Here is a 22,403-nt window from a genome sequence, read left to right as displayed (position 1 = left end):
TCGCCGGATAGCAGATTAGTCTGCGCGTCCCATATAGCGACGTTCAGGGATGTGAATGCGGATCTTATCGCCGCTGCTCAGATATTCCGGTACCTGAATCACCAGACCGGTGCTCATGGTGGCAGGCTTGGTTCTGGCACTGGCTGAAGCCCCTTTGATGCCTGGGGTGGTTTCAACAATCTCCATATCTACGGTTTGTGGCAGTTCCAGCGCCAGAATCTGACCATCCATCGTTAATACCTGAATGCCCGGAATACCGCCCTCAGGCAGGAACAGTAGCTCTTCTTCGATCTGCTCACCCTTGAAGACGTAAGGCGTATAGTCTTCATCATCCATAAAGACATACTCATCACCGTCTATATAAGAGAAGGTCACCTGACGGCGGCTGAGAGAGATGGTCTCGATAATGTCATCGCCTTTAAAACGCTCTTCAACTTTCAGGCCGGTGCGGATATCGGTGAAGCGCATTTTATAGAGTGTGGATGCGCCACGAGCGCTGGGGCTCTGAACATCAATGTCTTTTACTAACAACAGCTTGCCGTTGAAACTGACGGCCATACCTTTTTTAATTTCATTTGCTCTTGGCATAAAAATATCCCGATAAAAAGGGCCACAAAAAATTCTCGCCACAACTTACTCTGGCTGACAGATTCAGGCAAGTGCTGACCCGATAAGCCCGGAAGAAAGGTCCGCAAAGCTGATTAATAATCCACCTGAAGTAAAGAATAGCCTTCCTTGCTGGCGCCTGCTATTGTCGCGCTTTATTGCCCGTGGGGATGAGTGTGATGGAGTGCCGTGCTGCCTGTGGGGCCTGTTGTACTGCGCCCTCAATTTCAACGCCTATCCCCGGCATGCCGCTCGGCAAACCGGCCAACACACCCTGTATTCAACTCGATGAGCTACAGCGCTGCAAAATCTTTACTTCGCCGCTCAGGCCTGCGGTTTGTGCCGGATTGAAACCGGACTTTGAGATGTGCCACAGCAGCAGGCAGGAAGCGATGATCTGGCTTCTTGACCTGGAGCGACAGACGGCTCCCTGAATGCTTGATAGCTTCATGACTTTACAGCCTGAAAGCCCCACAGCTTAATGGCTTATTAAGCGCTTAACGGCCTTTCTTCCAGTTAACATTGATAGCCTGTGACAAACCTCATAAAAATCCCCATCTGTTTCCCCGACAGCTAGCCTGGCAGACACCAAATCACCAGCAGAGTTTGATTCCGGGGATTTCGTCAGCAACCTTCAGCAAGCGCAACGGCATCAGCCTGTTTTTTCTTAAAAGCGTCAGCAAAATGTGCGTGGCATCAAAAATCTGCTACGCCGTTAACGGTAAAACTTGCAACCGGTTGAGGAACAGGACCAAACTCATTGAAACGTTTCAGCGTTGTCTGTTCAGCTTGTTATCAAACAGTCAGCGCTTTTTTTCTCACATTAGCTGAAACGATTCAAACTCAGCAGAGAGGAGAACTATGTTCCAGTTAGCATTAAACGCCATCCATCCCGGTGCCTCCGCCGGGAATAAAGATGAAGCCATCCGCCAGGTTGCCGCTGCGCTGACGTCAGCCGGTAACGTTGGGGAAGGGTATGTGAACGGGATGCTTGCCCGTGAGCAGCAAACCTCCACCTATCTGGGCAACGGCATCGCCATTCCGCATGGCACCACCGATACCCGCGATCTGGTTCTGCAGACCGGCGTACAGGTGTTTCAGTTTCCACAGGGCATTGCCTGGGGTGACGATCAGACTGCGTTTGTGGTGATTGGTATCGCCGCCAAGTCTGATGAGCATCTTGCGCTGCTGCGTCAGCTCACGCATGTTCTGAGCGACGACAGCGTGGCTGAACAACTGAAAACCACTGACTCTGCTGAAACCCTGCGCAGCCTGCTGATGGGCGAAAAGCAGGGCACCGAATTCAAATTTGATACTTCGTTGATTGCCACCGACGTGGCCGCCAGCGATTTAATGACGTTACAGGCGCTGAACGCTGGCCGTTTGCAGCAGGCGGGCGCGGCGGATGCCCGTTTTGTCAGCAGCGTAATCACCGGTAAGCCGGTCAGTCTGGGGCAGGGCATCTGGCTCAGTGACAGCACCGAAGGCAATCTCGGCAGCGCTGTGGCGGTAAGCCGCGCAGCCACCCCCTTTGACGTCAATGGCGAGAAAGCGGCTTTGCTGCTGACCGTTGCAGTGGCCGATGACCAGCCAATGAGCGTGCTTAACTACCTCAGCGATCTGATCATTCAGCAAAAAGCTGAACGTCTGCTGACCGCCGATGCGGCTGGCATTCTGGCCTTGCTGACCAGCGAAGTCTCTGAACAGGCGGATGTGCTGACAGAAGAGTTCACCATCCGTAACGAACATGGTCTGCATGCCCGTCCGGGCACCGCACTGGTGACCGTAATTAAACAGTTTAACTGCGATGTCACCGTGACCAACCTGGACGGCAGCGGCAAACCAGCCAATGGCCGTAGCCTGATGAAAGTGGTGGCGCTTGGCGTGAAAAAAGGTCACCGCTTACGCTTTACCGCCAGCGGCCAGGACGCACGCGCGGCGCTGGATGCCATCGGTGAGGCTATCTCTGGTGGTCTGGGAGAGGGGCAGCATGAGCAGGCGCGTAGCAACTATCACCCTGAACCCGGCTTATGATCTGGTGGGCTACACCCCGGAAATTGAGCGGGGCGAAGTCAACCTGGTGAAAACTACCGGGCTTCACGCAGCGGGCAAAGGCATCAACGTCGCTAAAGTGCTTAAAGACCTGGGCATTGATGTGACCGTTGGCGGATTCCTGGGCAAAGAGAACCAGGATGGCTTTCAGCTGCTGTTCAGCGATTTAGGCATCGCTAACCGCTTCCAGGTAGTGGAAGGCCGTACCCGTATTAACGTCAAACTCACGGAGAAAGAGGGTGAGGTCACCGATCTTAACTTCTCCGGATTTGAAGTCACGCCGCAGGACTGGGAGCGCTTCACCACCGACTCGTTAACCTGGCTGGGCCAGTTTGATATGGTTTGCGTCAGCGGCAGTCTGCCTGCGGGCGTGGATCCGGATGCCTTTACCGAGTGGATGAAAGCGTTACGCACCCACTGTCCGTGCATCATTTTTGACAGCAGCCGCGAAGCGCTGGTGGCCGGTCTTAAAGCTGCGCCCTGGCTGGTGAAACCGAATCGCCGTGAACTGGAAATCTGGGCCGGCCGTAAGCTTCCCACTATGCAGGACGTGATTGAAGCGGCCCATGCACTGCGCGAGCAGGGCATTGCTCACGTGGTGATCTCGCTGGGTGCCGAAGGCGCTTTGTGGGTCAATGCTTCAGGCGAATGGATCGCCAAACCACCAGCTTGTGAAGTGGTCAGCACCGTGGGTGCCGGGGATTCAATGGTTGGCGGGCTGATATATGGCCTGCTGATGCGTGAATCCAGCGAGCATACCCTGCGTCTTGCTACCGCTGTGGCGGCCATGGCCGTCAGCCAGAGCAATGTGGGCGTGACCGATCGTACCCAGTTGGCCGCGATGATGGCGCGTGTCGACCTACAACCTTTTAACTGACAGCAGGAGACGCATAATGAAAACGCTGCTGATAATTGATTCCTCGCTGGGGCTGGCAACGGGCCATCTGGCAAAAAATATCATCACCGCGGCGGCAGCCAGTAAAGGGCTGACGCTGACCGACAACCTGGCAGAAGCAGACCAGGTGATTGTGGCGGGTAAAAACATTCCTGCAGACGGCAAGCTCGACGGTAAAGCTGTTTATCTGGCCGATATTGAAGAGCTGCTGCGTCAGCCGGATGCCGTGCTGGCGAAAGCCCAGACCGATGCAAAACCCTGGCATGCGCCAGCGGCGGCTGCGGTGCCTGCGGCGGCGGTTACTGCGCAGGGGCCAAAACGCATCGTGGCCGTGACAGCCTGTCCTACCGGTGTGGCGCACACCTTTATGGCAGCAGAAGCGATCGATACCGAAGCGAAAAAGCGCGGCTGGTGGGTGAAGGTGGAAACCCGGGGTTCCGTAGGTGCCGGTAATGCCATCACTCCGGAAGAAGTGGCCGCAGCGGATCTGGTGATTGTGGCGGCGGATATTGAAGTGGATCTGGCGAAATTTGCCGGTAAGCCGATGTACCGCACCTCTACCGGCCTGGCGCTGAAGAAAACCGCCCAGGAGCTGGATAAAGCCGTGGCGGAAGCCAAACCCTATCAGCCTCAGGGGGGCGGCCAGTCTTCTTCCCAGGGTGAGGAGAAAAAACAGGGCGCCGGTGCATACCGTCACCTGCTGACCGGTGTCTCCTATATGCTGCCGATGGTGGTGGCAGGGGGCCTGAGTATTGCTCTCTCCTTCGCCTTTGGTATCACTGCGTTTAAAGAGCAGGGAACGCTTGCAGCCGCACTGATGCAGATCGGTGGCGGCAGCGCCTTCGCCCTGATGGTGCCGGTGCTGGCAGGCTTTATCGCCTTCTCGATTGCTGACCGTCCTGGCCTGACGCCGGGTCTGATTGGCGGGATGCTTGCCACCAGTATCAACGCCGGTTTCCTTGGCGGGATTATCGCCGGTTTCATTGCCGGTTACGCCGCGAAGTTCCTCAGCTCGAAGGTGAAACTGCCGCAGAGTATGGAGGCACTGAAACCGATCCTGATCATTCCGCTGGTGGCGAGTCTGATTACCGGTCTGCTGATGATCTACGTGGTGGGAACGCCGGTTGCCAGTATCATGGCAGGCCTGACGCACTGGCTGGCTAACATGGGTACAGCAAATGCGGTGCTGCTGGGTGCCATCCTCGGTGGCATGATGTGTACCGATATGGGCGGCCCGGTGAATAAAGTGGCCTATGCCTTTGGGGTGGGATTACTGAGTTCTCAGACCTACGCACCTATGGCAGCGATCATGGCGGCAGGCATGGTGCCACCGCTGGCGATGGGGATTGCCACGCTGGTGGCCCGTAAGAAATTCAACAAGGGTCAGCAGGAAGGGGGCAAAGCGGCGCTGGTTCTGGGCCTGTGCTTTATCTCTGAAGGCGCAATCCCGTTTGCCGCCCGTGACCCGATGCGCGTTCTGCCATGCTGTATCGTCGGCGGCGCGCTGACAGGAGCCATTTCGATGGCGGTGGGCGCCAAACTCATGGCCCCGCACGGTGGTCTGTTTGTACTGCTGATCCCTGGAGCGATCACCCCGGTGTTGGGTTACCTGATGGCAATCATCATCGGTACTCTGGTAGCGGGTCTCTCTTATGCGGTGCTGAAACGCCCGGAGGCTGAATTAGCCAAAGCCTGATAGTCAGGCACGAAAAAAGCGCGGGCGACCGCGCTTTTTTTATGCTCAGGATCCGGGGCTGATAGCGGCATGAGCCTGTTGCTGTCAGAGCGGAAGAAGGCGTTGTTTTATGCCCTCAAACGGATTTTTCAGGCGTCCTGATCCTGCATAGGATCTCAGACCTGTTCTGATTTCAGCCAGGCGATCTCATCTTTCCAGATATCCGGATTCACGGTTTCCAGAATCATCGGGATGCCGTCAAAGCGCGGGTCTTTCATCATCCAGCTGAACGGGGTCTTACCGATTTTACCTTCACCCAGGCTGTGATGACGGTCAACGCGGCTGGCAAACTCGCTTTTGGCATCGTTCAGGTGCATACCACGAAGGTATTTAAAGCCAACAACCTGTTCAAATTCGGCAAAGGTCTTCACGCACTCTTCTTCGGTACGCAGATCGTATCCGGCCGCGAAAGCATGGCAGGTATCGATGCATACGCCGATGCGGGACTTATCTTCCACGGCATCAATGATCGCCGCCAGATGCTCAAAACGGAAACCGAGATTGCTGCCCTGACCGGCGGTGTTTTCAATCACTGCGGTCACGCCTTCACTCTTATCGAGCGCGATATTCACCGACTCAGCGATACGTTTCAGGCAGGCATCTTCGTCAATCTGATGCAGGTGGCTGCCGGGGTGGAAATTCAGCAGTGACAGACCCAGCTGCTCACAGCGCTGCAACTCATCCAGAAACGCGGCGCGGGATTTCTCCAGCGCTTCAGCAACCGGATGCCCAAGGTTAATCAGGAAGCTGTCGTGAGGCAGGATCTGGGCGGAGGAGTAGTTGTACTTTTCACAGGCGCTACGGAAGGCGGAAATGACTTCATCAGTCAGCGGAGCGGCCCGCCACTGGCGCTGATTTTTGGTAAAAAGCGCAAAGGCCGTGGCTTCAATTTCATGTGCGCGCTGCACCGCCTGATCCACGCCGCCTGCGGCACTGACGTGGGCACCGATATATTTCATGCCGTTTCTCCTGTTAGGTTTGCTGCATCACGGGACGCAGGCGGGCAATGATAACCGGAAACGACCTCAAGTCATGACAACAAATGCTGGATCCCGAGGTTAATCAGGCCGCCACCCACTATCAGCCAGATAAACACCACCAGCCCCAGCAGCAGCGGCTTGAGGCCAGCCTGCTTCAGCGAGCGGAACTGAGTGGTTAATCCCAGCGCGGCCATAGCGGTAGCCAGCACCATATTGTCCAGCTGATTCAGGGTATGCACCAGAGACTGCGGCAGCACATTCAGCGAGTTAAACAGCGCAACAGCAATAAAAATCAGCGCAAACCAGGGGAAATTCAGTCTGCCCTGGCCGCCCGTAGAGGCTGACTGACGGACACGGGCGCTCAGCAGCAGTAAGAAGGGGGCAAGCATCATCACCCGCAGCATTTTGGCGATCACCGCCGCGTTTTCCGTTTCCGGGCTGACCGCGTGCCCGGCGGCCACGACCTGCGCCACTTCATGCATTGTCGAGCCGGTAAAAATTCCCCAGCTTGTTGGCGTCACCGCCGGAAGATGTGCGGCAGCCAGGGGATAAAGGAAAGGATAAAGAAAGATCGCCAGGGTGCCAAAAATGACCACCGTAGCAATGGCCACTGCCACCTTAGAGGCGTCGGCTTTAAGTACCGGTTCAGTTGCCAGAATAGCCGCAGCCCCACAGATACTGCTTCCCGCCCCAATCAACCAGACCGTATCGCGGTCCAGTCCAAACACCCGGCGACCCAGCCAGCAGGCGAGCAGAAAGGTTGAGCCAAGCGTCAGCATATCAATGACCACGCCGCTGACCCCCACATCGGCAATTTGCTGGAAGGTCAGCCGGAAGCCGTAAAGAATAATCCCCACGCGCAGTAATTGTTGCTTAGCCAGCATCACACCCGGATTGCACATCCCGGCGAAGCGGGAATAAAAGGTGTTGCCCGCAACGATCCCGGCGATGATTGCCAGGGTCAGCGCGCCCAGCCCCAGGGCTGCCACCGAAGGCAGGTTACCCAACCAGGTCGCCGCTGCAGCCAGCAGCAGGGCCAGTACTAACCCAGGGACAAAGCGGGTAAGGTGAATTTTTGGGTGTTGCAGAATCAGCGTGGTCATAGCAAGCTCCTTATCATCAGAGCCAGCATGGAGAAAAGTGGCTTAAAAGAGAAATTGATTATATATTTATAATTAACCAGAATAAGTGTTATAGCGGAGTGACTGTGTTCGGACAATTGCGAAGATGGGCAAGGATCATAAAAAAAGATCTGTTGGTGTTATGGTTTGCCTGCCGCGATCCCCGCACGCCGGCAAAGTTCAAACTGCTGACAGGGGCTCTGGCGGCCTATGCTTTAAGTCCGATAGATTTTATCCCCGACTTTATTCCGTTCGTTGGCTTGCTGGATGATGCGGTTATCGTGCCGCTGGGCGTGATGCTGATTATGCGTCTGCTGCCGAAAGAGGTGAAGGCCGCCAGTCTGGCAAAAGCGGAAAGCAGGCGGGCAAAAGGGAAAAGCATCACGGGCTGGGTAGCGGTGCTCCTGCTGGTCTGGGCGATCGTTTATCTTGTCTACCGCTACAGCGTATAGGGAGCAGCCATGCACATTACATTAAGACAGCTGGAGGTCTTTGCGGAGGTGCTGAAGAGTGGCTCCACCACGCAGGCTTCTCAGGTACTGGCCTTGTCCCAGTCAGCCGTCAGCGCTGCGCTGGCCGATCTGGAAAGTCAGCTCAGCGTCCAGCTCTTTGACCGGGTAGGTAAGCGGCTGGTGTTGAACGAGCATGGTCGCCTGCTTTACCCCCGGACGGTGGCCTTGCTCGAACAGGCCACTGAAATAGAGCAACTGTTCCGTGAAGACAATGGCGCATTGCGGGTCTATGCGAGCAGCACCATTGGTAACTACCTGCTGCCGGGAATGCTGGCAGGCTGGCGACGGGATTATCCCGACCTGCCTTTAGAGCTGAGCGTCGGCAACAGTCAGGATGCGATTACAGCCGTGGCGGATTTCCGGGTTGATATCGGCCTGATTGAAGGGCCGTGCCACATGTCCGAGATCATCAGTGAACCCTGGCTGGAAGATGAGCTGGTGGTGTTTGCCGCACCGGAAGCGGAAATTTTTCAGCAGCCGGTAACGCTGGAAACCCTGGCCGCCGCGCCGTGGATCCTGCGTGAACATGGCTCCGGCACCCGCGAAATTGTTGACTATCTGCTGCTGTCGCATCTGCCTCAGTTCCGGCTGGCGCTCGAACTGGGTAACTCTGAAGCAATCAAACATGCTGTGCGCCACGGCATGGGGATCAGCTGCCTGTCACGGCGGGTTATCGCTGAACAGTTGACGGTGGGAACCCTGAAAGAGGTGATCATCCCCCTGCCAAAACTCAAACGAACACTGTACCGCATCCACCACCGTCAGAAGCATCTGTCAAAAGCTTTGCTGCGTTTTTTGAGCTATTGCACTGAATAATTTGTCTTTTTATCGCCTCGTTCCCATGGGGCAACCCCTGAAAGGCCGCCAGTTTCTGGGGGGATTCTGCTCAAGCTAATAATTCAGCGGCAATCATGAAGCTATCTTATAACGTGGCAGAATCACTAGGCGTTCAGGGTGAGTTTGCTACAATCGCGCCTTATTTTTATTGGGACGTAGCATTTCAAGATGGTTCAGGACACAAAAACAACACAACAACCTGCGTTAAGGCGTGAGTTAAAGGCACGTCATCTGACGATGATTGCTATTGGCGGTTCAATCGGGACCGGCTTATTTGTTGCCTCTGGCGCAACGATTTCACAGGCGGGCCCCGGCGGCGCGCTGCTCTCCTATATCCTGATTGGTCTGATGGTCTATTTCCTGATGACCAGCCTCGGTGAGCTGGCCGCTTATATGCCGGTATCAGGTTCCTTCTCCACTTACGGTGCTAATTACGTGGAAGAGGGCTTTGGTTTCGCGCTGGGCTGGAACTACTGGTACAACTGGGCGGTGACTATCGCCGTTGACCTGGTGGCCTCGCAGCTGGTGATGACTTACTGGTTCCCTGACACCCCCGGCTGGATCTGGAGCGCGTTATTCCTCTGCATCATTTTCCTGCTGAATTACATCTCCGTAAAAGGCTTTGGTGAAGCGGAATACTGGTTCTCGCTGATCAAAGTGGTGACGGTGATTGTATTTATCGTGGTCGGCGTGCTGATGATTGTCGGCATCCTGCGCGGCGGCGAAACGGCTGGCTGGCATAACTGGCAGACTGGCGATGCGCCTTTTGCAGGCGGTTTCTCTGCCATGATTGGCGTGGCGATGATTGTCGGCTTCTCCTTCCAGGGCACTGAGCTGATAGGGATAGCGGCAGGGGAGTCTGAGGATCCGGCAAAAAATATCCCGCGTGCGGTGCGTCAGGTGTTCTGGCGTATTCTGCTGTTCTACGTCTTTGCCATTCTGGTTATCAGCCTGATCATTCCTTATACCGATCCAAGCCTGCTGCGTAATGATGTTACCGACATCAGCGTCAGTCCGTTCACGCTGGTCTTTACCCACGCTGGTTTGCTCTCTGCCGCTGCGGTAATGAACGCGGTGATCCTGACGGCGGTGCTGTCGGCGGGGAATTCCGGTATGTACGCCTCCACCCGCATGCTGTTTACCCTGGCGCGTGACGGTAAAGCCCCGCGCATCTTCGGCAAACTGTCCAAAGGTGGTGTGCCGCGTAACGCATTATATGCCACTACGGTAGTCGCCGGGCTGTGCTTCCTGACCTCGCTGTTTGGCAATCAGAGCGTCTATCTCTGGCTGCTGAACACCTCGGGCATGACCGGCTTTATTGCCTGGCTCGGCATTGCCATCAGCCACTACCGTTTCCGCCGTGGCTATGTGGCGCAGGGGCTGGATTTGGCCGATCTGCCTTACCGTTCCGGCTTCTTCCCGCTGGGACCGATCTTTGCCTTTGTACTCTGCCTGATCATCACATTGGGGCAGAACTACCAGGCTTTCCTGGCCGATCGCATTGACTGGTACGGCGTAACCGCCACCTATATCGGGATCCCGCTGTTCCTGATTATCTGGTTTGGCTACAGGCTGACCAAAAAGTCGCGCTTTGTGAAATACAGCGAGATGAAATTCCCGGGCTTCGATAAGTAAGCTTCAGCAGCAGTAAAAGGCGCGGCAGCGATCGCTTCCCGGATGATCCCATCTGAGAAGCCTTTCACTGCCGCGCTTTTTTGTGTGTAAGCTGATGTTACAAATATCATTGATAACTATTATCATTTGCTTTATTGTTACCGCCGTTATCTTTGCAGTCGCGCCGCCGCCTGCCTCGCCAGCCGGGCGAGCAGGAGTAAGAGGATGAAACAGACGTTATCAGGCCCGGTTACTGAACGGGGCAGTATTTTTACATTTTTCTCTTTATCATTGCGGCACGACTGACTCCAGGAATCACAGGTATTAAGAATGAGTGTGAGCCACGAAGCCGTGCAATACGCCGGTAAGCAACAACCTCAGGGCGTGATGGGCCGTTACCATCATATGCTGCGCCACCGTCTGATGATGATGAGTGTACTGGTGCTGGCGATCCTGGCCTCTCTGGTGCTGGATTTTACCCTTGGCCCCTCCGGCCTGTCGCTTGACGCCCTGTGGCAGACGCTGCTTTCCCCGGAATCTGTGGATGCGGGGACGCGGGTGATTGTCTGGGATATCCGCCTGCCTTATGCGCTGATGGCGGTGGTAGTGGGGCTGGCTTTAGGCCTGGCCGGTGCAGAAATGCAGACCATCCTGAATAACCCCCTCGCCAGCCCCTTCACGCTTGGCGTTTCTTCGGCGGCGGCTTTTGGCGCGGCGCTGGCGATTGTGCTGGGCATCGGCATTCCTGGCATTCCAGACCAGTGGTTTATCTCCGCCAATGCCTTTGTCTTTGCGCTGTTTGCCGCACTGATGCTGGATGGCGTGACCCGCTGGACGCGGGTAGCGACCTCAGGCGTGGTGCTGTTTGGTATCGCACTGGTGTTTACCTTTAATGCGCTGGTCTCAATGATGCAGTTTATCGCCAGTGAAGATACGCTGCAGGGCCTGGTCTTCTGGACCATGGGCAGCCTGGCAAGAGCCTCCTGGGAAAAACTGGGCGTACTGACGCTGGCCTTAGCCATCCTGGTGCCGTTCTCCATGATGAGCGCCTGGAAACTCACCGCACTGCGCCTGGGCGAAGATCGCGCGGTCAGCTTTGGTATTGATGTGCGCCGTCTGCGTCTCGGTACGCTGCTGCGCATCAGCATCCTTTCTGCACTGGCGGTGGCCTTTGTCGGCCCGATTGGCTTTATCGGCCTGGTCGCCCCGCATATCGCCAGAATGATTTTTGGTGAAGATCACCGCTTCTATCTGCCGGCCAGTGCGCTGACCGGTGCGCTGGTGCTGTCGATGGCTTCGGTGGTGTCCAAAAACCTGATCCCCGGCGTGATCATTCCTGTCGGCATCGTGACCTCGCTGGTGGGCGTGCCGTTCTTCCTGAGTATTATTCTGCGCCACCGGGGGACTGTGTGATGGAAGGTCTGCGCATCAGCGGCTTCCACGCCGGCTATCCGAAACGCAAAATTATCAGCAATCTGCATGTGCCGCTGCTGCCTCGTGGCAAAATCACCGTGCTGCTGGGGCCAAATGGCTGTGGTAAATCGACGCTGCTGCGCTCGCTGGCCGGTCTGAACCGCGCTGAAGGCGAAATCTGGCTCAACGGCACGGAACTGATGTCGCAGCCTTTTGCCCGTCGTGCAGAGAAAGTGGTTTATCTGCCGCAGTCGCTGCCTGCCGGTGTGCATCTGCATGTGCTCGAATCAATTATCGTTGCCCAGCGCGCTTCCGGTGGCCGCAGCAGCAGCGCCAGCGAAGCGGAAGTGATGGCCGTGCTCGAACAGCTCGGCATTGCGCACCTGGCTTTAAGCTACCTGGATCAATTATCCGGCGGACAGAAACAGCTGGTTGGTCTGGCCCAATCCCTAATCCGGCGTCCTGAGCTGTTATTACTGGATGAACCCCTTAGCGCCCTGGATTTAAATTATCAGTTCCACGTTATGGATCTGGTTCGCAGAGAAACGAAAAAGCGCAATATTATTACGGTAGTGGTGGTTCACGATATTAATATCGCGCTGCGCCACGGGGAACACGTATTAATGTTGCAGAACGGTGAGTTAATTGCCGATGGCCCGCCGGAAGAGGTAATAACCCCGGAAAGCCTGGCAAGGGTCTATGGTGTGAAGGGCCGGATCGAGCGCTGCACGCAGGGGACGCCGCAGGTGCTGATAGATGGCCTGGTTAACGAACTGGTATAAATTAGTCTGGCAAGGCAAACAATTCAGGGCGGGACACACCGCCCGCAATAATAAGACCGACATTAAAACCGGAAGATAACCGGAATAATAAAGCAGGGGGAAACTCTGCATTTTAAGTGTGAGCAAAAGGTATTGATAACGCTTTTTTAATTGCGCCTCATGGAGAATAGCATGTTCAGGTTGAACCCCCTTGTTCGTAGCGGACTGTGCGCGTCTGCACTGGCCTTCACTTTTCCGGTTGATGCTGACGAACCGGAAAAAAAGATGAAACGATGGTCGTTACGGCCTCAGCCGTAGAAGTAAATCTTAAAGATGCCCCCGCCAGTATCAGCGTCATCACCGCTGAAGAGATTAAACGCAAGCCCGTGCAGAACCTTAAAGATGTGCTGCGTGATGTGCCCGGCGTGCAGTTGACCGATGAAGGCGACAACCGTAAAGGCGTCAGCCTGCGTGGTCTGGACAGTAGCTACACGCTAATCCTGATTGACGGCAAACGCGTAAACTCCCGCAACGCCGTGTTCCGCCATAATGATTTTGACCTCAACTGGATCCCGGCGGATGCCATTGAACGTATAGAAGTGGTCCGCGGACCCATGTCTTCGCTGTATGGCTCCGATGCCCTGGGCGGCGTGGTGAATATCATCACCCGTAAAGTCGGCAAGGCCTGGCACGGCACGCTCAGCGCCGACACCACGGTGCAGGAGCACCGCGACCGTGGCGACAGCTACAACGGTAACTTCTTCACCAGCGGCCCCCTTATCGACGATCTGCTGGGCGTAAAGGTCTACGGCAGCCTTGGCAAGCGTGAAAAAGACGCTCAGCAGGACTCTTCGACATCGGCCACCGGCCTCAGCCCGCGTATTGAGGGCTACACCGCCCGCGACGGCAACGTTGAGTTCTCTCTGACGCCCACTGATAAACAGGACATGACGTTTGGCTACGGTTTCGATCGCCAGGATCGTGACTCCGACTCGCTGGACAAGAATCGCCTGGAGCGCCAGAACTATGCTGTGGGTCACGATGGCCGGTGGGGATGGGGCAATACCGAGCTGCGTTTCTACGGTGATGAGGTCGATAATTATACCGGCGGCGATAACATCGTCGCCAAAAATAACTCGCTTGATGGCAAGCTGATCCTGCCGTTAGGCGATCTGAATCAGTTACTGACTTTTGGCGGCGAAGTGCGTCACGACAAGCTGGAAGATCCGGTGAACCTGACCGGTAGCGGATCCACCTCTGCCAGCCAGTACGCGCTGTTTGTGGAGGATGAGTGGCGAATTTTTGATTCGCTGGCCCTGACCACCGGTGTGCGGATGGACGATCACCAGACCTATGGCGATCACTGGAGCCCCCGTGCTTATCTGGTTTACACCGCCACCGATACCATTACGGTGAAAGGGGGCTGGGCCAATGCGTTTAAAGCCCCTTCACTGCTGCAGCTCAGCCCGGACTGGCAGACCAACTCCTGCCGCGGTGGTTGCGCCATTGTCGGCAGCCCGGAGCTGAAACCGGAAACCAGCGAAAGCTTCGAGCTGGGCATTTACTACGCCGGGGATGAGGGTCTGCTGGATGGCGTCACGGGCAGCATTACCGCCTTCCAGAACAATGTGGATGATATGATCAACATTGCGCGCACTTCTTCCCTCACGGAAGCGCCAGGCTACAGCAACTTTGTCGGCTTTGATGCCAGCGGTCATCCGGTGTTCCGTTACTACAACGTCAACAAGGCACGGATCACCGGGCTGGAAACGGAAGTAAAAATCCCGTTCGATGCGCACTGGAAACTGACGCTGAACTATACCTACACCGACGGGCGTGATTTAAGCGATGGCGGTAACAAACCGCTGCAGGAGCTGCCGCTGCATACCGCCAACGGTACCCTGGACTGGACGCCACTGCAGGACTGGTCACTCTATCTTCAGGCTAATTATTCCGGCGAACGCCGTACGCTGAGTGATGATGGCGCAACGCCTGGCGGATATGTGCTGTGGAACACCGGTGCGTCCTGGCAGGCGACTAAAGCGGTGAAGCTGCGGGCTGGGGTGCTGAATCTGGGCGATAAAGATTTGAATCGCGACAGCTACAGTTATAACGAAGATGGCCGCCGTTACTTTGCCGCGGTGGATTACACCTTCTGATAAAGTCAGGGCAGAAAACTGCCCGACTGAGGTTATTGACAAAGTGCAGGCTCAGGGAGCATTTGCCTCTCACAAAGACGCAAAAAGCGCCTTCCCTGGCAGCTCAGCACGGGCCGTCCATGGCCCGTGATGCTTTGCTCAAGGCATATGCTCCCATCGCTTTGGGGTTTGTCAGCGGTCTGAGCCGGGCAGAAAACTGCCCGGCTTTCTGCTTTTATGCCAGCAGGTACTGAGCGTGGAAGCGCAGATGATCTTCCACAAAGCTGGCGATAAAGTAGTAGCTGTGATCGTAGCCGGGTTGAATGCGCACGGAGAGCGGGAAGCCTTTCTCGCGGGCAATCTCTTCCAGACGTTCCTGATGCAGTTGATCGGCCAGGAACTGATCGTTATCCCCCTGATCAATCAGCATCGGCACCTTCGCCGTGGTGTTTCGCATCAGCCAGCAGCTGTCATACTGACACCAGGCCTGGCGATCCTCGCCCAGATAGGCACCGAACGCTTTTTGCCCCCACGGCACTTCTGCCGGGTTAACAATAGGGGCGAAAGCTGAAGCCGAAGTGAACTTCTGCGGATTGCGCAGCGCAAGCATGATCGCGCCGTGGCCGCCCATCGAATGCCCCATAATCGCCTGACGATCGCTTACGTGGAAATTATCCGCTATCAGTTTGGGCAGCTCTTCGTTGATGTAATCATACATGCGGAAGTGGCTGTTCCACGGTGCCTGGGTGGCATTGAGATAGAATCCTGCCCCCTGGCCCAGATCGTAACCTTCATCATCAGGCACACCTTCACCGCGCGGGCTGGTATCGGGCATAACCAGTACAATACCCAGTTCGGATGCCATACGCTGGGCGCCTGACTTGGCCGAAAAGTTGTCGTCAGTGCAGGTCAGCCCGGCCAGAAAGTACAGCACCGGTGGCGGCGCATCGCGTTTCGGCCCCGGCAGGAAGATGCTGAAGGTCATGGCGCAGTTCAGCGACGTTGACGGATGGCGGTAACGCTGCTGCCAGCCGCCAAACATCCGGTGTTCTTCAAGAAGCTCCAGAGTGGATGGCATCAATCCTCCTGATTATTTGCGGAAATGCACCACGGAACGGATCGATTTGCCTTCATGCATCAGGTCAAAGGCGTCGTTGATCTCTTCCAGAGGCATATTATGGGTAATAAAGTCGTTGAGCTGGAACTCGCCGTCCAGATAACGCTGAACAATGCCCGGCAGCTGCGAACGGCCTTTTACGCCGCCGAAAGCGGAGCCACGCCAGACGCGTCCGGTGACCAGTTGGAAAGGTCGGGTGGAGATCTCTTCCCCGGCACCGGCTACGCCGATAATGACCGACTCGCCCCAGCCTTTATGGCAGCACTCAAGCGCTGAACGCATCACGTTAACGTTGCCGATACACTCAAAGGAGAAGTCCACGCCGCCATCGGTCATCTCAACGATCGCTTCCTGAATCGGCTTATCGTAATCCTTCGGGTTAACCAAATCGGTTGCGCCCAGTTTGGTCGCCAGATCGAATTTGCTGGTATTGATATCGATAGCGATAATGCGGCCTGCTTTCGCCATTTTAGCGCCGATAATCGCCGATAAACCGATGCCGCCCAGGCCGAAGATGGCAACGGTATCGCCTTCTTTCACTTTGGCGGTATTCATCACCGCACCCATACCGGTAGTCACGCCGCAGCCCAGCAGGCAGACTTCTTCCAGTGGCGCTTCTTTGCTGATTTTCGCCAGGGAAATTTCCGGGATCACGGTGTATTCAGAGAAGGTCGAGGTGCCCATGTAGTGGAAAATAGGCTTGCCGTCTTTGAAGAAGCGGGTGGTGCCATCAGGCATCAGACCTTTGCCCTGAGTGGCGCGAATGGCCTGGCAGAGGTTAGTTTTACCGGACAGACAATATTTACACTTGCCGCATTCCGGGGTGTAAAGCGGGATCACATGGTCGCCCACTTCAACGCTGGTCACGCCTTCGCCTACCGCTTCCACCACGCCGCCACCTTCATGGCCCAGAATGGCCGGGAACACGCCCTCAGGATCTTTACCGGAGAGGGTATAGGCATCGGTGTGGCACACGCCGGTAGCTACGATGCGTACCAGAACTTCGCCTTTTTGCGGTGGCATCAGGTCCACTTCTTCGATCGAAAGGGGTTCACCAGCAGCCCAGGCTACAGCGGCGCGAGTCTTAATCATTTGCATACATTGTCTCTCCAAAAGAAAACTATCAGGTAATTATGGACGAATTTCATCGCCCCGAGGGGCATCGTCAATCTGTTCAATAATCAGGTACTTCAGCGCTTCAACATTGGGAGTGAAGGCATCGCGTCGCCACACCAGCCAGGTGGCGGCATCGCGCACCTCATCGGGTAGCGCATGTCGGCTCACCCGATCCTGGGCGGGCATCTGTTCCAGAACGGATTCTGGCAGCAGCGCCAGACCGGCTCCGCTGGCGACACAGGCCAGCATCGCGTGGTAAGACTGAATTTCCATAAAGGTGCCGGGCTGGACATCGGCGCTGCGGAACCAGTTTTCAAAGCGCAGCCGGTAAGAACAGCTGGGACGGAAGGCGAAGAGGGTATCGCCAGCGGCATCCGCAGGTTCAAGAATGGGTTGATGCTCCAGGCTGGAGATCAACACCATGCGTTCGCGGAAGGCGATACAGCTGTTAAGCTCATCGACCTGAATTGGGCCGTCGGCCAGCGCAGCAGCCAGCGTGCCTTCGCGAACCCGCTCAATAATTTCTCCGGAGGTGCCGGTAATCAGCGACAGCGCCACGGTGGGGAAACGTTGATGATAAAGGGCAAGCAAAGAGGGAAGTCGGGTAGCGGCGGTGCTTTCCATCGACCCCAGGGCAAAATTGCCGCCGGGCTCGCCACTATGGGCCATACTCATCGCTTCTTCGCTCAGCGCCAGAATGCGTTGCGCATAGCCAAGAAAATTGTGGCCCATTGGAGAGAGGCGCAGCCGCTGCTTCTCGCGGATAAAGAGATCGGTTCCCAGCTCCTGTTCCAGCTGGCGCAGGCGGGTTGTCAGGTTAGATGGCACCCGGTGCAGCAGCTCGGCAGCGCGCGCCAGCGAGCCGGTTTCGGCCACCGAACAGAACATTTTAAGCTGGGTTAAATCCATGCGTTCTTTTCCCGTGAGCAACTTGGTGATTATTATTCACTTTTCGTGAGTATAGTCATCCGTTACTCTGCTGGCAACACTTTCCCGGCACTGATGCCGGCTTTGAACTGAAAACAAGGGAGTCACTATGGCTTTTCGCGTGGCGTTAAGCGCTTTTCTGTCGCTGGTGGTGGCAATGGGGATTGGTCGTTTTGCCTTTACTCCCCAGGTGCCACTGATGATTGGTGAGCATCAGTTATCGCTCACCAGTGCGGCGGTAGTTGCCGCCTTTAACTATCTCGGTTATCTCTGCGGTTCGTGGAATGCCATGCGCGCCACCCGGCAGGTGGAGCTGCGCCTGAAGGTGGGGATTTGGGGGGCCGTGGTGCTGACCCTGCTTTCTGCCTGCGTCACCGGGCCGTGGCTGCACGGCATCATCCGCTTCTTTATCGGTTGGGCCAGCGGCTGGGCTATGGTGCTGATCGCGGCCTGGAGCAATGAGCAGTTGCACAAGCTGGGAAGGCCGGGGCTGAGTGCGGCAGTCTTTGCGGGGCCGGGCACCGGCATCTTTTTAAGCGGGATGCTGGCCGTGGTGCTGCACTCGCAAAACGTCAGCGCTGCCTGGGCCTGGTTCGCTTATGGCGTGCTGGCACTGATTCTGGTCGCGCTGATCGCCCGCAACCTGCCGCGTCGCGGGGAATTACACCGCCCTGAAAGCGCGCCTGAACCGCTGGTGCTGACCACCGGGCTGAAAAAACTGGTGTGGAGTTACAGCCTGGCCGGTTTTGGCTACATCCTGCCCGCCACCTTCCTGTCACAGATGGCCGCAGCCCGCTTCCCCGGCAGCCACTTTGCGCAGTTTGTCTGGCCGATTTTCGGCGGCGCAGCGGTGGTTGGTATTGGTCTGGGCATACTTACCCGGCAATACGGCAAGGCAAATACCCGTCTGGCGATAGCGTTGTGGGCGCAGGCGGCCGGCGTGTTTTGTTCCGGCATCCTGCCTGGCCTCAGCGGCCTGGTGCTCGGCTCGGTGCTGATTGGCGGCGGCTTCCTGTGCGTGGTGCAACTCTCTCTCCAGTACGGTCGCGAGCTTGCGCCACTTCATACGCGTTATCTGGCGGGGTTGCTGACCACCGGTTATGCCGTAGGGCAGTTAGTCGGGCCGCTGCTTTCAGCGATTTCCACCGCGTTGCTGCATCAGCTGGAGCCCGCGCTTTATGTGGCCGGGGCAGGGCTGTTAGTGGCTGGAGCACTGGTCTGGCGACGCGATCCGGCGGCTGCATGAAACAGTTTCACGGCTGTTTAAATTGATTCACTGGATTAACGGCGCATTGTGTACCAAAATACCGCCTCAGAATTTATGCCGGCCCCGCACGGGGGCCGGAGTTTCACCTGCCGGAGAAGAATCACCATGGCTGCGTTAAGTCAGGAAGCCGCACTCGTTCACCAGGCCTTGCTTGCCCGTGGACTGGAAACCCCGTTACGCCCACCTGCGCGTGAAATGGATGACGAAACCCGTAAGCGCCTGATTGCCGGGCATATGACCGAAATCATGCAGTTGCTGAATCTGGATCTGGAAGATGACAGCCTGATGGAAACCCCGCACCGCATTGCGAAAATGTATGTGGATGAAGTGTTTTCAGGTCTGGATTACGCCAATTTCCCGAAGATCACCGTCATTGAAAACAAGATGAAGGTTGATGAGATGGTGACCGTGCGTGATATCACGCTGACCAGCACCTGCGAGCATCACTTTGTGATCATTGATGGCAAGGCCACCGTGGCCTATATCCCGAAAGATAAAGTGATCGGCCTGTCGAAGATTAACCGCATCGTGCAGTTCTTCTCCTCACGCCCCCAGGTGCAGGAACGTCTGACGCAGCAGATTCTGGTGGCGCTGCAAACGCTGCTGGGCACCACCAATGTCGCCGTCTCCATTGATGCGGTGCATTATTGCGTGAAAGCGCGCGGTATCCGTGATGCCACCAGCGCAACCACCACCACCTCGCTGGGTGGGCTGTTCAAATCGAGTCAGAATACCCGCCAGGAGTTTTTGCGCGCGGTTCGTCACAGCTGATCCACTGACAGGAACCCCGCATGCCACGCATTCAGACGCTGGATTTTATTCGTGGTCTGGCCATTCTGGGGATCCTGTTACTCAATATCGTCGCTTTCGGGCTGCCTTCGGCAGCCTATCTCAATCCCGCCTGGCAGGGTACGGCTTCCTTCAGTGATGCCCTGACCTGGGCGGCGATGGATCTGTTTGCTCAGGTTAAATTCCTCAGTCTGTTTGCGCTGCTGTTCGGTGCCAGCCTGCAACTTTTGCTGCCTCGCGGTAAAAAGTGGTTGCAGTCACGCCTGGTCTGGCTGATGGCTGTCGGGATAATTCACAACATTTTCTTCTGGGATGGCGACATCCTGCTCGACTACGGCCTGGTTGGGCTGGTGGTGTGGAGAATGATCCGCGACGTGCCCACTTCCCGACAGTTACTGAACACCGGCATCATGCTCTATATCGCGGGCAGCGCGGTGCTGATCGTGCTGGGGATGGGCACCGGCCCGGAGCCAAACAGCTCATGGCTGCCGGGAATTGCCAGCGTACAGTATGAAACCTTCTGGCATACCCAGGGCGGCTGGCAGGCGGTGCAGGGAAGGCTGGACAGATTCTCCTCCAGCCTGATGGCGCTGGCTGCGCAGTATGGCTGGCAGCTTGCCGGATTGATGATGGTCGGCGGCGCGCTGATGAGGAATGGCTGGTTACAGGGCAACCGCAGCCTGACGCACTATCGCCGCACCGGCCTGACGCTGATTGCCCTAGCCTGGATGCTGGAACTTCCCGCTATCTACCTGCAGTGGGCGACAGGCTGGGAATTCCGCTGGGCCGCCTTCTTTTTACAGGTGCCGCGGGAACTCGGCGCGCCGCTTCAGGCCACAGGCTATGCTGCGCTTTGCTACGGCTTCTGGCCTGTGCTGGCTCCGCTGAAAATCACTCATGCCATCAGTTGCGTGGGGCGGATGGCGTTATCCAATTACCTGTTACAGACGCTGATCTGCACCACCCTGTTCGATCGCCTGGGCTGGTTCAATCAGCTCGACCGTCTGCAACTCCTTGCGGTGGTGCCTGCCGTCTGGCTGGTTAACCTGCTGTTCTCCGTTATCTGGCTGCGAACCTTCCGCCAGGGGCCGGTTGAAGCACTCTGGCGCAAACTCACCGTCCTGACCGGCGGGGAGCCACAGCAAAAAAGCCTGCGCGAAGGATGACAGCCGTCACAAAGGTTGCAGAATTGTATGTAACCGTTTTCATCCTTGTGACGAGATTCACGTAGCCTCACCGCAACCCCTGCCAGAATAGCCCTCAGAACACAGTGTCAGGAAGGGCTATGCAAAACTTATTCTCCCAGGGCGATCGCCCATGATTACCATCCGTGATGTGGCCCGTGAGGCCGGAGTATCCGTAGCAACAGTGTCACGGGTGCTGAACAACAGCGCCGCTGTCACTCCTGAAACACGCGACATGGTTCTGCATATCGTGGAAAAACTTGGCTACCGTCCGAACGCCAATGCACAGGCTCTGGCCACCCAGGTCAGTGACACCATCGGAGTGGTGGTGATGGACGTGTCAGATCCTTTTTTTGGTGCGCTGGTGAAAGCGGTGGATACCGTTGCACAACGTATGCAAAAACATGTGCTTATCAACAATTCCTATCATGAAGCCGACAAAGAGAGACATGCCATTGAGGTGCTGATCCGACAGCGTTGCAATGCGCTGGTGGTGCATGCCAAAGCCCTTGGGGATGAGGAACTCTGCTCGCTGATGGATCAGGTGCCGGGCATGGTACTGATCAACCGCCTGATACCTGGTTACGCGCATCGCTGTGTCTGTCTGGACAATATCAGCGGGGCACTGATGGCCACCCGGATGCTGCAACAGCAGGGGCATCAGCGTATTGGCTATCTGGGCTCCTGCCACCCTATCGAAGACGTTGAACAGCGCCGGGATGGCTGGCAGCAGGCGCTGGCAGAGCAGGGGATAACCGCGCCGGAGAGCTGGGTAGCCAGCGCCGAGCCGGATATGCAGGGAGGAGAGGCGGCGATGGTGGAGTTGCTGGGGCGTAATCTGCATCTGACCGCCGTTTTTACCTATAACGACAGCATGGCGGCTGGCGCACTGGCGGCCCTGAAAGACAACGGCATTGCCGTGCCACAGCATATTTCAGTGGTGGGGTTTGACGACATCCCGATCTCCCGTTATACCGATCCTCAGCTAACGACGGTACGGTATCCCATTGTTTCAATGGCAAAACTTGCGACAGAGCTGGCGCTGAAAGGCGCAGCAGGCGAGCTGGATGAAACGGCACAGCATTGCTTTATGCCGACGCTGGTTCGCCGCCATTCGGTCGCGACGCGTCAAAATGTGGCCCCGGTCACTAACTCGAGCGATTCTGCGGTGTAACCGTTTTCAATTTGTGAGTAAATTCACAGTTAATTAACATCGCCTTCTCTATGATGGCAGCAGCTTACGGGGAGTGAAACATTATGTAACGTGGCCGGTTCCCCTGTTACCGGTCATCGTACTCCCGCTGAAACAGTTCATTACACAGCTTTCTGGAGCCTTACC

19 protein-coding genes and 1 pseudogene are annotated in these 22,403 nt (G+C 56.4%); 14 read left to right on the top strand and 6 right to left on the bottom strand.

Annotation, left to right across the window (positions count from 1 at the left end; all coding sequences use genetic code 11):
- Window positions 1-15 precede the first annotated feature (15 nt).
- Window positions 16-588: an elongation factor P-like protein YeiP gene (yeiP, locus tag VRC33_RS15320; RefSeq protein WP_338557179.1), complete on the bottom strand. Its 573-nt coding sequence runs from the start codon at window positions 586-588 to the stop codon at window positions 16-18.
- Between the two features lie 197 nt (window positions 589-785).
- Here yeiP and VRC33_RS15315 point away from each other — a divergent pair, with 197 nt between their 5' ends.
- The 4 genes from VRC33_RS15315 to fruA all read left to right on the top strand — a co-directional run bounded on the left by VRC33_RS15315 (window position 786) and on the right by fruA (window position 5,249).
- A complete protein-coding gene (locus VRC33_RS15315; RefSeq protein WP_338564308.1) occupies window positions 786-1,040 on the top strand; it encodes a YkgJ family cysteine cluster protein in 255 nt (84 codons plus the stop codon).
- Between the two features lie 427 nt (window positions 1,041-1,467).
- Window positions 1,468-2,640: a fused PTS fructose transporter subunit IIA/HPr protein gene (fruB, locus tag VRC33_RS15310; protein ID WP_338557178.1), complete on the top strand. Its 1,173-nt coding sequence runs from the start codon at window positions 1,468-1,470 to the stop codon at window positions 2,638-2,640.
- Entirely contained in the window at window positions 2,597-3,535 is a 939-nt protein-coding gene (gene fruK / locus VRC33_RS15305; protein WP_338557177.1) for a 1-phosphofructokinase, read from the top strand. The genes fruB and fruK overlap by 44 nt, the downstream gene beginning before the upstream one ends.
- Before the next feature lie 16 nt (window positions 3,536-3,551).
- Window positions 3,552-5,249, top strand: coding sequence for a PTS fructose transporter subunit IIBC (gene fruA, locus VRC33_RS15300; RefSeq protein ID WP_338557176.1), 1,698 nt, complete (start codon window positions 3,552-3,554; stop codon window positions 5,247-5,249).
- Between the two features lie 155 nt (window positions 5,250-5,404).
- On the opposite strand, the gene nfo is transcribed toward fruA, so the two are convergent.
- Complete coding sequence (gene nfo / locus VRC33_RS15295; RefSeq protein WP_338557175.1) at window positions 5,405-6,247, bottom strand: deoxyribonuclease IV; 843 nt, start codon at window positions 6,245-6,247, stop codon at window positions 5,405-5,407.
- Between the two features lie 71 nt (window positions 6,248-6,318).
- Window positions 6,319-7,371 carry a YeiH family putative sulfate export transporter gene (locus VRC33_RS15290; RefSeq protein WP_338557174.1) on the bottom strand — a complete coding sequence of 351 codons (1,053 nt, stop codon included), beginning with the start codon at window positions 7,369-7,371 and terminating at the stop codon, window positions 6,319-6,321.
- A gap of 155 nt (window positions 7,372-7,526) precedes the next feature.
- On the opposite strand from VRC33_RS15290, the gene VRC33_RS15285 reads away from it, so the two are divergent.
- From VRC33_RS15285 to cirA, 6 genes and pseudogenes are all read left to right on the top strand, one after another.
- Window positions 7,527-7,841 (top strand): YkvA family protein, encoded by a 315-nt coding sequence (locus tag VRC33_RS15285; protein WP_338557173.1) that lies wholly within the window; start codon window positions 7,527-7,529, stop codon window positions 7,839-7,841.
- 9 nt (window positions 7,842-7,850) lie between these two features.
- Entirely contained in the window at window positions 7,851-8,717 is an 867-nt protein-coding gene (gene yieE / locus VRC33_RS15280; protein WP_338557172.1) for a DNA-binding transcriptional regulator YeiE, read from the top strand.
- Between the two features lie 189 nt (window positions 8,718-8,906).
- The gene (locus tag VRC33_RS15275) at window positions 8,907-10,373 is read left to right on the top strand and encodes an amino acid permease (RefSeq protein ID WP_338557171.1); all 1,467 of its coding nucleotides are present in this window, start codon (window positions 8,907-8,909) and stop codon (window positions 10,371-10,373) included.
- A 309-nt stretch (window positions 10,374-10,682) separates the two neighbouring features.
- The gene (locus VRC33_RS15270; RefSeq protein ID WP_338557170.1) at window positions 10,683-11,765 is read left to right on the top strand and encodes an iron ABC transporter permease; all 1,083 of its coding nucleotides are present in this window, start codon (window positions 10,683-10,685) and stop codon (window positions 11,763-11,765) included.
- Window positions 11,762-12,547 (top strand): ABC transporter ATP-binding protein, encoded by a 786-nt coding sequence (locus tag VRC33_RS15265; RefSeq protein WP_338557169.1) that lies wholly within the window; start codon window positions 11,762-11,764, stop codon window positions 12,545-12,547. Before VRC33_RS15270 ends, VRC33_RS15265 begins: the two co-directional genes overlap by 4 nt.
- Before the next feature lie 171 nt (window positions 12,548-12,718).
- Window positions 12,719-14,685 (top strand): annotated as a pseudogene (cirA, locus tag VRC33_RS15260) (catecholate siderophore receptor CirA).
- 214 nt (window positions 14,686-14,899) lie between these two features.
- Here the strand turns inward: cirA and fghA are convergent.
- The 3 genes from fghA to VRC33_RS15245 are packed head-to-tail and all read right to left on the bottom strand — an operon-like array spanning window position 14,900 to window position 17,806.
- Window positions 14,900-15,742, bottom strand: a complete 843-nt coding sequence (gene fghA / locus VRC33_RS15255) for an S-formylglutathione hydrolase (RefSeq protein WP_338557168.1) — start codon at window positions 15,740-15,742, stop codon at window positions 14,900-14,902.
- Between the two features lie 12 nt (window positions 15,743-15,754).
- On the bottom strand, window positions 15,755-16,879 hold the full coding sequence (locus VRC33_RS15250; RefSeq protein WP_338557167.1) for an S-(hydroxymethyl)glutathione dehydrogenase/class III alcohol dehydrogenase: 1,125 nt from the start codon (window positions 16,877-16,879) through the stop codon (window positions 15,755-15,757).
- A gap of 33 nt (window positions 16,880-16,912) precedes the next feature.
- The gene (locus tag VRC33_RS15245) at window positions 16,913-17,806 is read right to left on the bottom strand and encodes a LysR family transcriptional regulator (protein ID WP_338557166.1); all 894 of its coding nucleotides are present in this window, start codon (window positions 17,804-17,806) and stop codon (window positions 16,913-16,915) included.
- Window positions 17,807-17,933: 127 nt separating this feature from the next.
- Between VRC33_RS15245 and VRC33_RS15240 the strand changes: the two genes are divergently transcribed.
- From VRC33_RS15240 to galS, 4 genes are all read left to right on the top strand, one after another.
- Entirely contained in the window at window positions 17,934-19,070 is a 1,137-nt protein-coding gene (locus VRC33_RS15240) for a YbfB/YjiJ family MFS transporter (RefSeq protein WP_338557165.1), read from the top strand.
- A gap of 126 nt (window positions 19,071-19,196) precedes the next feature.
- Window positions 19,197-19,862, top strand: coding sequence for a GTP cyclohydrolase I FolE (folE, locus tag VRC33_RS15235; protein WP_338557164.1), 666 nt, complete (start codon window positions 19,197-19,199; stop codon window positions 19,860-19,862).
- Window positions 19,863-19,882: 20 nt separating this feature from the next.
- Complete coding sequence (gene yeiB / locus VRC33_RS15230) at window positions 19,883-21,046, top strand: DUF418 domain-containing protein YeiB (RefSeq protein ID WP_338557163.1); 1,164 nt, start codon at window positions 19,883-19,885, stop codon at window positions 21,044-21,046.
- Between the two features lie 151 nt (window positions 21,047-21,197).
- On the top strand, window positions 21,198-22,238 hold the full coding sequence (gene galS / locus VRC33_RS15225) for an HTH-type transcriptional regulator GalS (RefSeq protein ID WP_338557162.1): 1,041 nt from the start codon (window positions 21,198-21,200) through the stop codon (window positions 22,236-22,238).
- Window positions 22,239-22,403: the final 165 nt, after the last annotated feature.

The sequence above is a fragment of the Erwinia sp. E_sp_B01_1 genome, from assembly GCF_036865545.1.
In the GTDB taxonomy this organism is placed as follows: Bacteria; Pseudomonadota; Gammaproteobacteria; order Enterobacterales; family Enterobacteriaceae; genus Erwinia.
This window is presented reverse-complemented; position numbering and strand designations above follow the sequence as displayed.